Source organism: Microcella alkaliphila (assembly GCF_004216855.1).
Taxonomy (GTDB): domain Bacteria; phylum Actinomycetota; class Actinomycetes; order Actinomycetales; family Microbacteriaceae; genus Microcella; species Microcella alkaliphila.
On sequence record NZ_SGXT01000019.1, the window covers coordinates 78828 to 93372 of the forward strand.

General features: G+C 66.7%; 13 protein-coding genes. 7 read left to right on the forward strand and 6 right to left on the reverse strand.

Annotated elements, in window-relative coordinates:
- Window positions 1–64: 64 nt before the first annotated feature.
- From EV140_RS12670 to sdhC, 4 genes are read right to left on the reverse strand one after another with little or no spacing between them, the layout of a single operon-like run.
- Window positions 65–820 carry a succinate dehydrogenase iron-sulfur subunit gene (locus EV140_RS12670; RefSeq protein WP_130284493.1) on the reverse strand — a complete coding sequence of 252 codons (756 nt, stop codon included), beginning with the start codon at window positions 818–820 and terminating at the stop codon, window positions 65–67.
- Complete coding sequence (gene sdhA / locus EV140_RS12675; RefSeq protein WP_130284495.1) at window positions 820–2625, reverse strand: succinate dehydrogenase flavoprotein subunit; 1806 nt, start codon at window positions 2623–2625, stop codon at window positions 820–822. Before sdhA ends, EV140_RS12670 begins: the two co-directional genes overlap by 1 nt.
- A gap of 3 nt (window positions 2626–2628) precedes the next feature.
- Entirely contained in the window at window positions 2629–3075 is a 447-nt protein-coding gene (locus EV140_RS12680; protein ID WP_130284497.1) for a succinate dehydrogenase hydrophobic membrane anchor subunit, read from the reverse strand.
- Window positions 3076–3077: 2 nt separating this feature from the next.
- Window positions 3078–3470, reverse strand: coding sequence for a succinate dehydrogenase, cytochrome b556 subunit (sdhC, locus tag EV140_RS12685; RefSeq protein ID WP_277871117.1), 393 nt, complete (start codon window positions 3468–3470; stop codon window positions 3078–3080).
- Window positions 3471–3904: 434 nt separating this feature from the next.
- Here sdhC and EV140_RS12690 point away from each other — a divergent pair, with 434 nt between their 5' ends.
- The 7 genes from EV140_RS12690 to EV140_RS12720 all read left to right on the forward strand — a co-directional run bounded on the left by EV140_RS12690 (window position 3905) and on the right by EV140_RS12720 (window position 12473).
- Window positions 3905–5026 (forward strand): mannose-1-phosphate guanylyltransferase, encoded by a 1122-nt coding sequence (locus tag EV140_RS12690; protein WP_130284499.1) that lies wholly within the window; start codon window positions 3905–3907, stop codon window positions 5024–5026.
- A gap of 240 nt (window positions 5027–5266) precedes the next feature.
- Window positions 5267–6370: a BMP family lipoprotein gene (locus EV140_RS12695; RefSeq protein WP_130284581.1), complete on the forward strand. Its 1104-nt coding sequence runs from the start codon at window positions 5267–5269 to the stop codon at window positions 6368–6370.
- Between the two features lie 231 nt (window positions 6371–6601).
- Window positions 6602–8116 (forward strand): ABC transporter ATP-binding protein, encoded by a 1515-nt coding sequence (locus EV140_RS12700; protein ID WP_130284501.1) that lies wholly within the window; start codon window positions 6602–6604, stop codon window positions 8114–8116.
- A complete protein-coding gene (locus EV140_RS12705; protein ID WP_422386125.1) occupies window positions 8113–9462 on the forward strand; it encodes an ABC transporter permease in 1350 nt (449 codons plus the stop codon). Before EV140_RS12700 ends, EV140_RS12705 begins: the two co-directional genes overlap by 4 nt.
- A 5-nt stretch (window positions 9463–9467) precedes the next feature.
- Entirely contained in the window at window positions 9468–10745 is a 1278-nt protein-coding gene (locus EV140_RS12710) for an ABC transporter permease (protein WP_130284585.1), read from the forward strand.
- A 25-nt stretch (window positions 10746–10770) separates the two neighbouring features.
- Entirely contained in the window at window positions 10771–11178 is a 408-nt protein-coding gene (locus tag EV140_RS12715) for a cytidine deaminase (RefSeq protein ID WP_096422852.1), read from the forward strand.
- The gene (locus EV140_RS12720; RefSeq protein WP_130284503.1) at window positions 11175–12473 is read left to right on the forward strand and encodes a thymidine phosphorylase; all 1299 of its coding nucleotides are present in this window, start codon (window positions 11175–11177) and stop codon (window positions 12471–12473) included. The genes EV140_RS12715 and EV140_RS12720 overlap by 4 nt, the downstream gene beginning before the upstream one ends.
- 39 nt (window positions 12474–12512) lie before the next feature.
- Here the strand turns inward: EV140_RS12720 and EV140_RS12725 are convergent, their stop codons facing one another.
- Together EV140_RS12725 and uriH are read right to left on the reverse strand one after the other, a co-directional pair.
- Window positions 12513–13367 (reverse strand): DUF3800 domain-containing protein, encoded by an 855-nt coding sequence (locus EV140_RS12725; protein ID WP_130284505.1) that lies wholly within the window; start codon window positions 13365–13367, stop codon window positions 12513–12515.
- 189 nt (window positions 13368–13556) lie between these two features.
- Window positions 13557–14504 carry a uridine-preferring nucleoside hydrolase UriH gene (gene uriH / locus EV140_RS12730; RefSeq protein ID WP_130284507.1) on the reverse strand — a complete coding sequence of 316 codons (948 nt, stop codon included), beginning with the start codon at window positions 14502–14504 and terminating at the stop codon, window positions 13557–13559.
- Window positions 14505–14545: the final 41 nt, after the last annotated feature.

Sequence of the window (14545 nt, forward strand, 5' to 3'; positions counted from 1 at the left end):
AACGTCGAGGGGCCCCGACGATCGCTCGTCGGGGCCCCTCGCGTGCGCTGATCGGGTGGTGCCGTTACGGCTTGCCCGACAGGATCGCCTGCTTGACCTCGGCGATCGCCTTCGTCACCTCGATGCCGCGGGGGCAGGCCTCCGAGCAGTTGAAGGTTGTGCGGCAGCGCCACACGCCTTCCTTGTCGTTGAGGATGTCGAGGCGCACCTGGGCGGCTTCGTCGCGGCTGTCGAAGATGAAGCGGTGCGCGTTCACGATCGCGGCGGGGCCGAAGTACTGCCCGTCGGTCCAGAACACGGGGCACGACGACGTGCACGCGGCGCACAGGATGCACTTGGTCGTGTCATCGAATCGCGCCCGGTCCTCGATCGACTGGATGCGCTCCTTCTCGGGCTTGTCGCTCGCGATGAGGAACGGCTGCACCGCACGATACGACTCGAAGAAGGGCTCCATGTCGACGATGAGGTCCTTCTCGAGCGGCAGACCCTTGATGGCCTCGACGTAGATCGGCTTCGTCACGTCGAGGTCCTTGATGAGGGTCTTGCACGCCAGCCGGTTGCGGCCGTTGATGCGCATGGCGTCCGAGCCGCAGATGCCGTGGGCGCATGAGCGGCGGAACGCGAGCGTGCCGTCCTGGTCCCACTTGATCTTGTGCAGCGCGTCGAGCACACGGTCGGTCGAGTACATCTCGACGTCGAAGTCTTCCCAGTACGGCTCGGCGTCCTTCTCGGGGTCGAACCGGCGAACGATGAGCGTGACGGTGAAGGCCTGAACGGCGCCGACGTCCTGCGAGGGGGCCTCTGCGGTTGCAGTCGCCATCAGTACTTCCTCTCCATGGGCTGGTAGTGCGTGATCGTGACGGGCTTCCAATCCATGCGGATGTGGTCCTCCGGGTTCGCCGAGTGCAGGTCACCGACGAGGTAGGCCATCGTGTGCTGCATGTACTCGGCGTCGTTGCGGTCGGGGTAGTCGTCGCGCATGTGGCCGCCACGGCTTTCCTTGCGGTTGCGCGCCGAGAATACGACGACCTCGGCGATGTCCAGCAGGAAGCCCAGCTCGATCGCCTCAAGCAGGTCGGTGTTGAACCGCTTGCCGCGGTCCTGGATGCCGACGTTGAGGTACCGGTCACGCAGCTCCTGAATGGTCTGGGTGACGCTGCCGAGGCTTTCTTCCGTACGGAACACCTGGGCGTTCTTGTCCATCTCCTCCTGCAGCGTCTTGCGCAGCTCGGCGAGACGCTCGGGGCCGTTGGCGACGCGCAGGCGCTCGACCATCTCGCGCACCTCCTTGGCCGGGTCTTCGGGGAGGGGAGCGAACTCGGCCGAGTTGGCGTATTCGACGGCGTACGTGCCGGCACGCTTGCCGAAGACGTTGATGTCGAGCAGCGAGTTGGTGCCGAGGCGGTTCGAGCCGTGCACCGACACGCACGCGCATTCGCCGGCGGCGTAGAGGCCCTTCACGACCGTCTCGTTGTCGCTGAGCACTTCGGCCTTGATGTTGGTCGGGATGCCCCCCATGGCGTAGTGCGCCGTCGGCATGACCGGCACGGGCTCGTGCACGGGGTCGACACCGAGGTAGGTGCGGGCGAACTCGGTGATGTCGGGCAGCTTCGTCTCGAGCACCTCGGCACCCAGGTGCGTGCAGTCGAGCAGCACGTAGTCCTTGTTGGGGCCCGCACCGCGGCCTTCCGCAACCTCCTGCACCATGCAGCGCGAGATGATGTCGCGCGGGGCGAGGTCCTTGATGGTCGGCGCGTAGCGCTCCATGAAGCGCTCACCGCTGGCGTTGCGCAGGATCGCGCCCTCGCCGCGGGCACCCTCGGTGAGCAGGATGCCGAGGCCGGCGAGCCCGGTCGGGTGGAACTGGAAGAACTCCATGTCTTCCAGCGGGATGCCCTTGCGCCAGATGATGCCGACGCCGTCACCGGTGAGCGTGTGCGCGTTCGAGGTGGTCTTGTAGATCTTGCCGAAGCCACCGGTGGCGAACACAACACTCTTCGCGTGAAACACGTGCAGGTCGCCGGTCGCGAGCTCGTAGGCCACGACGCCGGAGGCGACGCGCTCGCCGCCCACCTCGCTCATGACGAGGTCGAGCACGTAGAACTCGTTGTAGAACTCGATACCCAGCTTCACGCAGTTCTGGAACAGCGTCTGCAGGATCATGTGGCCCGTGCGGTCGGCCGCGTAGCAGGCGCGGCGCACCGGCGCCTTGCCGTGGTCGCGCGTGTGACCGCCGAACCGGCGCTGGTCGATCTTGCCGTCGGGCGTGCGGTTGAACGGCAAACCCATGTTCTCGAGATCGATGATCGCGTCGATCGCCTCTTTGGCGAGAATCTCGGCCGCGTCCTGGTCGACGAGGTAGTCGCCACCCTTGACGGTGTCAAAGGTGTGCCACTCCCAGCTGTCCTCCTCGACGTTCGCGAGAGCGGCGGCCATGCCGCCCTGCGCCGCGCCCGTGTGGGAGCGCGTCGGGTACAGCTTCGAGATGACCGCCGTCTTGGCGTTCGGTCCGGCCTCAATGGCCGCGCGCATCCCGGCGCCACCGGCGCCCACGATGACGACGTCGAACTGATGGTGGTGCGTAGAGACCTCCGGCGTCGCCGGAGCCGTGTCAGTGATGCTCATGGTTTACAGGCCCTCACAGAAGGATGCGACCAACGACGGATCAGCGCCGGCCGGGCAGGGGTCGAAGGTGTAGATGACGAGGGTGCCGAGCACGAGCAGCACGACCGTCGAGGCGGCGAGTGCACCGTGCAGGAGGCGGCGGGTGCCGGGGCGCGACACGTAGTCGTTCACGAGGGTGCGCATGCCGTTGGCGCCGTGGATGAGGGCGAGCCACAGCATCAGCGTGTCCCAGATCTGCCAGAACGGGTCGGCGAGCTTTCCGGCGACAAAGCCGAAATCGATCTGGCTGATGCCCGTGCCCGTCATGAGGTTCACGAACAGGTGGCCGAAGATGAGGACGACGAGCATGATGCCCGAGGCCCGCATGTAGATCCAGCCCCACTTCTCCCAGTTGACGCCGCGCTTCGTCTGCGCGTACGGGCTGCGGGGTGCGTCGATGGTTGCAGTCATGGTCAGCCTCCGAACACGTTCATCAGGTGGCGGGGGGTGAAGCCGATCATCAGCACGGCCCACACGCCGAGGACGCCCCAGAACATCGTCCGGTGGTGGCGCGTGCCGACCTTCCAGAAGTCGACCAGGATGATGCGCAAGCCGTTGAGGGCGTGGAACCCGACGGCGCCCACCAGGAACAACTCGCCGACACCCATGACGGGGTTCTTGTACGACTCCATGACGGCGTTGTACGCCTCGGGGCTGACGCGAATCAGCGCGGTGTCGAGAATGTGGACGAGCAAGAAGAAGTAGATCGCCACACCGGTGATGCGGTGCAGGACCCACGACCACATGCCCTCGCGGCCGCGGTACAGGGTGCCGGTCGATAAGACCGATCGGCGGGGTTCGGGTATGGACGTGGTCGCCGAGGCTTCTGTGCCCTCAGCTCCCGTAACCTTCGCTGGCACGAGAAACCCTCCTCAGGGGCGGAATGGTCGACGCGCGCGGCGTCGGCTCCGGTGATTGCTGTTCTCGACTGGTGGCCGCCGATGTGTGTTCAGTGTAGGCGCACTTTTCTGAGTGCTTTGCCCGGACGCGGTGGGTATTCGCCTGTCACACCCCGGCGAGGGCGAATCGCTCGCCCACGCGGGCGCGCGCGGCGTCGATGACGCGCCCGTCGTGACCGATCAGCTGGTTTCCGAAAGCCTCCCACGTGCGCAATCAGATCGATCGGCCCGCCCGCAAGCCCGGGCGACGGAGGTCGTGACGCCGTCGCCGGTCGTTTAGGACGCTGTCGGTCGACGGTGAGAACCCCCGGTAGACACGGTCGGGCGATAGGGTGACGCGCATGACCGCGCCCGACGAGACGCTGCCGCACTTCCACGCGATCATTCCCGCCGGAGGGGTCGGCTCGAGACTGTGGCCCCTGTCGCGGGCCGAGACGCCGAAGTTCTTGCACGACCTCACCGGCAGCGGTCACACGCTGCTGCGCGACACCTGGAACCGTGTGAAGCCCCTCACCGGCGACGACGCGATCATGGTGGTCACGGGCCGCGCGCACCGCGTCGCCGTCATCGAGCAGTTGCCCGAGCTTTCGGAGGCGAACATCGTGCTCGAGAGCGAGCCGAAGGACTCTTCCGCCGCGATCGGGCTGGCCGCTGCGATCCTGCACGCCCGCGACCCCGATGTGGTGATCGGGTCGTTCGCAGCCGACCATGTGATCGGGGATGCGCAGCGCTTTCGCGACGTCGTCTCCGAGGCGGTGGCCGTCGCCCGCGAGGGGTACATCACGACGATCGGCATCGAGCCGACGGAACCGGCGACGGGTTTCGGGTACATCCAGACGGGTGCGGCGCTCGCCGTGGACGGGGCTCCGCACGCGCAACTCGTCGAACGCTTCGTCGAAAAGCCCGACCTGGCGACGGCCACTGCCTACGTCGAGTCGGGTGACCACTGCTGGAACGCGGGCATGTTCATCGCCCGCGCCGACGTGCTGCTCGCCCAGCTCGCCGAGACGCGCCCGACGCTGCACCACGGGCTGATGCGTATCGCCGAGGCGTGGGACACGGACGATCGCGACGACATCGTTGACGCCACGTGGCCGCTGCTCGAGAAAATTGCGATCGACTACTCGGTTGCTGAGCCCGCCGCCGAGCGGGGGCGTCTCGCCGTCGTGCGCGGGGACTTCGCGTGGGACGACGTCGGCGACTTCTCGTCGCTCGCGAAGCTTCTGTCGGGCGGCCGCGTCGGCGACCTCGCGATTCTGGGCGAGGGCGCGCGCGTGCTGGCCGACTCGGCGAGCGGCGTGGTGGTGTCGCAGTCGCCGCGGCTGATTTCGCTCATCGGCGTGACCGACATCGTTGTCGTCGACACCCCGGATGCCCTCCTCGTCACGACCCGCGAGAACGCGCAACGCGTGAAGGCGGTCGTGGACGCGATCAAGCAGGCGGGCCGCAGCGACCTCTTGTAGGGGGTGTGAGCATCCCGCTCTCGGCCGATTTCGACTGAGCAGCGCGTGCTCTTTTGAGCGGTGGGATGCGCTCCGTTACGTAAGTTGCCCGAATTTCCGCGGGATTCCGCGTGCGTTCCGGATTCGTAACGCTTCGGTCTCCGGGACCACAGTCCGAATGAACTGGGCCCCATCGGGCGCTAACGTGGAGCCAAATCGCTCACGCGCTCCCGCGTGGGAACCCCTTTTCTGGAGGACACCTTGACGATCACTACCCGCAAGTCCGGCCTCGCCGGTCTCGCCCTGCTCGGCGCGAGCGCGCTCGTGCTCTCGGGCTGCGCCGCGGCCCCCGACGACGAGCCCACGACGGCTCCTGGCACCGACACCCCGACCGAGCCCGCGCTCGACTTCCTGCCCTGCATCGTTTCCGACGCCGGTGGCTGGGACGACCGCTCGTTCAACGAGGCCGCTTACGACGGCATCGAGACGGCCGCGAACGACCTCGGCGTCGACTTCGTCGCGGTGGAGTCGGCTGACGAGAACGCGTACGCCCCCAACGTGCAGGCGCTCGTTGACCAGGGCTGCGACCTGATCGTGACGGTCGGCTTCCTCCTCAACGAGGCGACCGCGACCGCATCGGCCGCGAACCCCGACGTCAACTTCGCGATCATCGACGACTTCGTCGAGGCCGACAACGTGAAGCCCCTCCTGTTCGACACCGTCCAGGCGGCGTTCCTCGCCGGCTACGCGGCCGCGAGCTACACCGAGTCGGGCATCGTCGGCACCTTCGGTGGCATTCCGATCCCGCCGGTCACCATCTTCATGGACGGCTTCGTGCAGGGCGTCGACTATTACAACGAGCAGAACGGCACCTCGGTGCAGACGCTCGGCTGGGACTTCGACGCACAGGACGGCGCGTTCACCGGTGGCTTCGCCCCCGGCACCGAGGCGCTCACCTCGGCGCAGAACCTGATCGACCAGGGCGCTGACGTGCTCATGCCCGTCGGTGGCCCGATCTACTTCAGTGCCGCAGAGGCGATCCGTGACTCGGGTGAAGACATCACGCTGATCGGCGTCGACAAGGACATCTTCGTCTCCGACCCCGACCTGGGCGACCTCGTCCTCACCTCGGTGCTGAAGAACATCGGCAACGCCGTCTACGACGTCGTTACCGCTGCGGCCGAAGGCAACTTCGACAACAGCCTCTACATCGGCAGCCTCGAGAACGACGGCGTGGGCCTTGCCCCGTTCCACGACTTCGAGGCATCGGTTGACCCCGAGCTGCAGGCGCAGATCGACGAGCTGATCGCCGCGATCATCTCGGGTGAGCTCGTCGTCGAGTCGCCGGCAACGCCCGGTCAGTAACGACAGACAAGCACCTCACTGAGGGGGAGGTCGACGAAAGTCGGCCTCCCCCTCAGCCCGTTACGGGGCGACGGATGCGCGGGGCGCGACGGGCGACGAACGCGCGCCGCGTGCATCCCGCCCCTCCTGCTCACATGAGCGCTCACGTGCTCAAAATCCGGCCGTGTGCCCCCAGTACAGTGAATCTCGGAAGCAGCGCCGCGACCCCGGCGGCGCAGGAAGGCCCAGATCATGAAGCTCGAGCTTCGTGGCATCACCAAGCGCTTTGGCGCGCTCACGGCGAATGACCACATCGACCTGACCGTCGAACCCGGCGAGATCCACTGTCTCCTCGGTGAGAACGGTGCCGGCAAGTCCACCCTCATGAACGTGCTCTACGGCCTGTACCGGGCTGACGAGGGCGAGATCCTCCTGAACGACGTCGTGCAGAAGTTCGAGGGCCCCGGTGACGCGATGAACGCCGGCATCGGCATGGTGCACCAGCACTTCATGCTCATTCCCGTCTTCACGGTCGCCGAGAATGTGATGCTCGGCAACGAGAGCACGAAGGCAGCTGGCGTGCTCGACCTCGAGACCGCACGGGCCAAGGTGCGCGAGATCAGCGCACGCTTTGGCTTCGACATCGACCCCGACGCGAAGATCGAAGACCTGCCGGTCGGCGTGCAGCAGCGGGTCGAGATCATTAAGGCGCTCTCGCGCGACGCGAAGGTTCTCGTCTTCGACGAGCCGACCGCCGTCTTGACCCCGCAAGAGACCGACGAGCTCATGGACATCATGCGCCAGCTCAAGGCGGAGGGCACCGCGATCGTCTTCATCACGCACAAGCTGCGCGAAGTGCGCGAGGTTGCCGACCGCATCACGGTCATTCGTCTCGGCAAGGTCGTCGGCGAAGCTGAACCGACCGCCTCGAACGCCGAGCTCGCATCGCTCATGGTCGGCCGTGCCGTGTCACTCACCGTCGATAAGGCCGCGGCGACCCCGGGTGACGACGCCCTCGTCGTCGACAGCCTCACGGTCACCGACCCGATCGGTCAGGTGCTCGTCGACAACGTCTCGTTCACGCTGAAGCGCGGCGAGATTCTTTGCGTCGCGGGCGTTCAGGGCAACGGGCAGACCGAACTCACCGAGGCGATCATGGGCCTGCAGCACCGCGTGCTCGGCTCGATCGTGGTCGACGGCACCGAACTCGTCGGGAAGAGCCCTCGCGGGGTGCTCGACTCGGGCGTGGGCTTCGTTCCCGAAGACCGCAAGGAAGACGGCCTGGTCGGCGAGTTCACCATCGCCGAGAACCTCATGCTCGACCGCTACACGGGCGAGCCCTTCGTCAAGGCCGGCACCCTGCAGCTCGACGCGCTCGCAAAATTCGCCACCGAGAAGGTCGCCGAGTTCGACGTGCGCGCCCAGGGCATCGCGACGAAGGTCGGGCGCCTGTCGGGCGGAAACCAGCAGAAGGTCGTGCTCGCTCGCGAGCTCAGCCGCGAACTGCGACTGTTCATTGCCGCGCAGCCGACGCGCGGCCTCGACGTCGGATCGATCGAGTTCGTGCACAAGCGCATCGTCGAAACCCGCGACTCGGGGGTTCCCGTGATCGTCGTCTCGACCGAGCTCGACGAGGTCGCGGCGCTCGCTGACCGCATCGCGGTCATGTATCGCGGGCGCATCATCGGCATCGTGCCGGGCGACACCCCGCGCGACGTACTCGGACTCATGATGGCTGGAGAGACCCCCGCGGAGGTGGCGGCGTGAGCGACACGAACGACAACAAGGCGACGCCCGACAAGCCCGACCAGCTCTCGGCAGCCGGAACCGGCCCCGAGGCGGCAGCACCCGCGACGGTGACGGAGGCCCCGGCGGCCGCACCCGCGGAGACGCAGGAGGCGCCACGCCAGAACCAGATCGTGAAAGAGATCGTCGGCGGCTCGGCGATGATCTCGCTGCTCGCTGTCGTGCTGGCGCTCGTCTTCGGCGGCATCCTCATCGCGCTGACCGACCCCGTGGTGCAGCAGACGGCGACCTACTTCTTCGCGCGACCTGGCGACATGATCGGCGCCATCGCCGACGCCGTGGGTGGCGCATATGCTGCCCTCTTCCGCGGCTCGGTGTTCAACTACCTGCGCGCCGACGACTTTGCGGCGGCGATCCGCCCCCTGACGGCGACGCTCGCGAACGCGACCCCGCTGATCGCGGCCGGCCTCGGTGTGGCGCTTGCGTTCCGCGTGGGCCTGTTCAACATCGGTGGTCGTGGTCAGATCCTGATCGCCGCCGCTGCGGCCGGATACGTGGGAGCCTACGTTCCGCTTCCCCCGGTCATCCACCTGATCGTCGCCCTCGTCGTCGGCCTCATCGGCGGCGCGATCTGGGGCGGCATCGTCGGCCTCCTGAAGGCGCGCACCGGTGCCCACGAGGTCATCGTGACGATCATGCTGAACTACATCGCGTTCTACCTGATCTCGTTCCTGCTGCGCACCCCGGGTGCCCTGCAGGCGCCGGGTCAGTCGAACCCGCGCTCGGCCCCGATGCTCGAGACCGCGCAATTCCCGAAGATCGCGGGCGACGCGTATGACCTGAACCTCGGGTTCATCCTCGTTATCGTCGCGACGATCTACGTCTGGTACCTGCTCAACCGCTCGGCGATGGGCTTCCAGTTCCGGGCCGTCGGTGAGAACCCGCACGCCGCGCGGGTTGCCGGCATCAACGTGAAGGCCACGTACGTCAAGGTGATGGTCATCGCCGGCGCCCTCGTGGGCCTCGCCGGCGTGCAGCAGGCGCTCGGCAACTTCACCGGCGGTATCGCCGCGGGCCTCGACGCCGGAATCGGCTTCGACGCCATCACCGTCGCCCTGCTCGGCCGCTCGAAGCCCGTCGGTGTCTTCTTTGCGGGCATCCTGTTCGGAGCCCTGAAGGCGGGCGCCGTGACGATGCAGGCCGCCGAGGGAATCCCCGTCGACATCGTGCTCGTCGTGCAGTCGTTCATCGTGCTCTTCATCGCGGCACCCCCGCTCGTGCGCTCGATCTTCCGACTGCCGACACCCGACCCGAACTTCCACTGGCGAAAGCCGAAGCTCGACCGTAAGGCGGAGGTAGCGAAGTGATCGACGTGAAGACCACCCCCGTCCCCGCGGGCGGATCCGCGCCCGCGACAATCGCGGTGCGCAGCTGGAAGGCCCCCATCGGCTTCTCGGCGTTCGTCGTCATCGCCGCGGTGCTGTTCATCGGCCTCGGGCGTGACGGCGTCACGAATTTCCGCCTCAGCACGAACAGCGACCTCATTCAGCTGCCCGAGATCCCGCTACCGGCGCTCGCGACGGGCATCGTGGCGACCGCCGCCATGGCCACCATCACCGTGTACGCCTTCCTCCGCGCGCGCGAGGCGAAGAAGATCCCGCTGTGGGTCACCACGCTGTTCGCGGTCATCTTCCTCACCGCGTTCCTCACCTGGGCGGCGGCCGGGGCGACGCTGCCCATGATCGGCCTGCTCGCCGGAGCGCTCACCGTATCGACGCCGCTGATCTTCGGATCGCTCGGCGGCGTCATCAGCGAGCGCGTGGGTGTCGTCAACATCGCGATTGAGGGCCAGCTGCTCTCGGGCGCGTTCGTCGCGGCGCTCGTCGCGAGCATTACCGGCAACCCGTTCGCAGGGCTGGCGGGCGCCATGCTCGCCGGCGCGCTGGTGTCGACGATCCTCGCCTCGTTCTCGATCAAGTACTTCGTCGACCAGATCATCGTCGGTGTCGTCTTGAACGTGCTCGTCATCGGCCTCACGAGCTTCCTGTTCTCGACCCTCATGTCGGGCAACTCGGCGGCCTTCAACGCGCCGGCCCGCTTCGAGCGCATCGCCATCCCGCTGCTCAGCGAGATTCCGATTCTCGGGCCGATCCTGTTCCGCCAGTCGATCATCGTGTACCTCATGTACATCGCGGTCGTCGCCGTGTGGTTCGCGCTGTTCAAGACCCGCTGGGGCCTGCGCCTGCGTGCCGTCGGCGAGCACCCGACGGCGGCCGACACGGTCGGCATCAAGGTGCGCGCGACCCGCTTCTGGAACGTGCTGCTCGCCGGCGCGATCGTCGGCGGCGGAGGCGCCTTCTTCTCGCTGGCCGCCGTCGGCTCCTTCCAGAAGGAAATGACGAACGGTGCCGGCTTCATCGCCCTTGCCGCCGTCATCTTCGGCCGCTGGGACCCGATCCGCGCAACGCTCGCGGCGCTGCTCTTCGGCTTCGCCACGAACCTGCAATCGACCCTGTCGATCGTCGGTTCCCCCGTGCCGAGCGAGTTCATGCTGATGCTGCCCTACATCGTCACGATCTTCGCCGTGGCCGGCCTCGTCGGCTACTCCCGGCCGCCCGCCGCGACCGGCAAACCGTACATAACATCGTGACCGTCACGAGCATCCGGAGCATGCGATGACGAGCACCGACATCGACTGGGATGCCCTGCGTTCCGTCGCCATGGACGCCATGCGCAAGGCGTACGTTCCGTATTCGAAGTTTCCCGTGGGGGTGGCCGCGATCGTCGACGACGGTCGCGTCATCTCGGGCTGCAACGTCGAGAACGCGTCGTACGGCCTGACGCTGTGCGCCGAGTGCACGCTCGTGTCGACGCTGCACATGACCGGTGGCGGCAAGCTGATCGCCTTCACGTGTGTCGATGGCAACGGTGGGGCCCTGATGCCGTGCGGCCGCTGCCGACAGCTGCTGTACGAACACTCGGCCGAGGGAATGCTGCTCGAGACCGTCAGCGGCATCAAGACCATCGACGAGGTGATTCCCGACGCGTTCGGGCCGCGCACCCTGGAGGAGTACCACTCGTGAGCATCGAACCGTTCGACGTCGTCGACCTGATTCGCACCAAGCGCGACCGCGGCACGCTGTCGACCGAGCAGATCCAGTGGATGGTCGACGCGTACACCCGCGGCTACATCGCCGACGAGCAGATGTCGGCCATGGCAATGGCCATCTTCCTGAACGGCATGGAGCGCGACGAGGTGCGCGACATGACGCTCGCCATGGTCGCCTCCGGCACGCGGCTCGACTTCTCAGGCCTCACGAAGAAGACCACCGACAAGCACTCCACTGGCGGAGTGGGCGACAAGATCACTCTCCCGCTCGCGCCACTCGTCGCTTCGTTCGGGGTGGCCGTGCCGCAGCTGTCGGGCCGGGGACTCGGCCACACGGGAGGCACGCTCGACAAGCTCGAGTCGATCCCCGGCTGGCGGGCGAACGTCTCGGTCGACGACATGATGGCGCAGCTCGAGAGCGCGGGCGCTGTGGTCTGCGCCGCCGGGTCGGGGCTCGCCCCCGCAGACGGCAAGCTGTACGCCCTGCGCGACACCACCGGCACCGTGGAGTGCATCCCGCTGATCGCGTCGTCGATCATGTCGAAGAAGATCGCCGAGGGCACCGCAGCGCTCGTGCTCGACGTGAAGTTCGGCTCGGGCGCGTTCTTGAAAGACATCGAGCAGTCGCGCGAACTCGCGAAGGTCATGGTGCGCCTCGGTGAGGACGCCGGTGTCGCCACCCGCGCGGTGCTCACCAACATGAACGTGCCGCTGGGACTTGCCATCGGCAACGCCAACGAGGTGCGCGAATCGGTCGAGGTGCTCGCCGGCGGCGGCCCCGCCGACATTGTCGAGCTGGCCGTGACGCTCGCGCGCCACATGCTCGAGCTCGCCGGCGTCACCGACGCCGACGTGGAAGGAGCGCTCCACAACGGGCAGGCGATGGACGCCTGGCGCGCCATGATCAGTGCGCAGGGCGGCGACCCGGATGCACCGCTGCCGGTCGCCCGCGAGACCCACGTGGTGACCGCCGACCGTGACGGCGTGCTCGTCGAGCAGCAGGCGCTGCCCTTCGGTATTGCCGCCTGGCGCCTCGGAGCCGGACGCGCCCGCAAGCAGGACCCGGTCGACCACGCCGCGGGCATCGACCTGCACGCGAAGCCGGGCGACACCGTGACGAAGGGGCAGCCGCTGTTTACCATGCACACGAACGAGGCGGCACGCTTCGACCGTGCGCTCGAGGCGCTCGAGGGTGGTTACCGCATCGGGTCGGCGGGTGACGAGCTCGTGATGGGCGGCCCGCTGATCGCGGGCGTCGTCGACGCGTAGGCCGACGCACGGCGCGCAGCTGCCGCGGGTGGAATCGGTTCAGCGCGTCCGCGGCGATCGAGCTCGTTTTGCTGATTCCGCTAGAAGCCGTTCTGTGCATGGCGCGCAAGTGCAAGCGCCTTGACCGAACGAGGGAGTGAAGTGAACACATCCATGGGTCGCTGTGCGTTCCTTGTGGAACGAGTCCCAGATCATTGAGAAATAGTGACTGGACGGTGACTGCCGGTTGTAATTGCGAAATACGGCGTAGGACACTAGATCGGCAATTTGGAGGAGTCGTGTCGCACGAGAGTCTCCGAATAGTGGGACATCCGCGAGGTTCTGTAGTTGACCGATTCTTTCAGCAGTGACTCGCCACTCGGCGACCCAGGTTTGGATGTCCCGCTCCGCCACAACCCGACGGTCGTGAATCACCAAGCCGCGGTTGGGTAGGCGTTTGTTGTTCCGGAGCGACTTGAGCATGACGTCGAATTTTCCGAGTAGTACTTCGTATGCCCATCTTTCCCGCTCAAAGGGCGACCAGTCTGGATGGAAGTTTTTCTCCACTGCCACTCCGAAAAGAACGGCCGGAAGGTCGCGGTCCGCCGGCGAAAAGTTCGCGACAGCTTCGTAGGCTTCTTCCAGAATCGCGGTGCGCGTGCTTCTCGGGACGTTCGCCCAGATGCTCGTCTTCTGCCCTTTATCGATCTTGGGCTTTTTGGCATTCCGCATCTCGGAAGCATGGATTTCGTACTCGTCGAGATTCGGAGGAATGCGGCCCAGGTTCTTTACGACGACGTCGTCGATCCGCTTCTGAAGGGTAGCGGCGTCGTTCTCATGGATGGCTATGCCACCGAGGACGAAGGGGTGCTGCCCCGGATGAGTGCCCGACTCGTCGACGAAAAGCAGGTACATGAGCCGCCTAGAAACGGAACGAGGTCTGACCCTAGGGTCAGACCTCAGTTCTCTAGTCAACTCGTTCACAGAGCACCGCGTGGGCAGTCTCAGCTGAACGAACGGAACCGCGTTGGCAGTCCTATCGACCGGTTCAATATAGCAACTCCCACTGGTTTTTCCTATAGCGGCGTCTCTCCGGGCGCCAGCCTAGAAGTCGGTGTGGCCGATGCGCTCCAGCGCGTCGACCACGAGCGCCCAGAAGCGGTCGACGTCGAGGTCCATGGCGACGTGGGTCGTGCATCCATCGGGTGCGGGCGCGCGCAGATCAGCCACGGTCATCCCGAGCGTCGACGTTCCCGTGAGCTCGACGGTGAGGGGCGCCGCGATCGTGCGCACGATCGTCGGGTCGATGACCGCGGCGACGGCGACCGGGTCGTGCACCGGCGGGTGGTCGAAGCCCTGCGCGTCACGATAGGTGTGGCCGAAGAAGTCGAGCAGCTCGCCGACGAAGCGAGCCGCGGGCGTTCCGACGGCGGCGATCGCGGCGGCGACCTCGGGCGTCGCGAGCGCCTGGTGGGTGACATCGAGCCCGACCATGACGAGCGGCCACGACTCGTTCATGGCGATGTGGGCGGCCTCGGGGTCGATGACGATGTTGAACTCGGCGACCGCGTTCCAGTTGCCGACGTGCACGCCGCCGCCCATCAAGACGACCTTCTTCACCCGCTCGACGATGCGCGGCTCGAGCCGGGCCGCGAGCGCAATGTTGGTGAGGGCGCCGGTCGGCACGAGGGTGACCGTGCCCGGCTCTTCGGCCATGACGGTGTCGATGATGAGCTGCGCGGCGCTGCGCTCATCGAGCGCGATGGTGGGCTCCGGCAGCATGGGCCCGTCGAGCCCCGACTCGCCGTGAATGTCGGGCGCGGTCTCGATGGCGCGCACCAGTGGGCGCTCCGCTCCGCGCGCAAACGGGATGCTCGTGATGCCGGCCACGCGCGCCACGGACAGCGCGTTCCTGGTCACCTTCTCGATCGTCTGGTTGCCCATCACCGTGGTGACGGCGAGCAGCTCGATCTCGGGGCTGCCGTGCGCGAGCAGCATCGCGATGGCGTCGTCGTGGCCGGGGTCGCAGTCGAGGATGATCTTCTCGGGCATCCCCTCAGCGTAGGGCTCTGGCGACCACTAGATTTGACGGT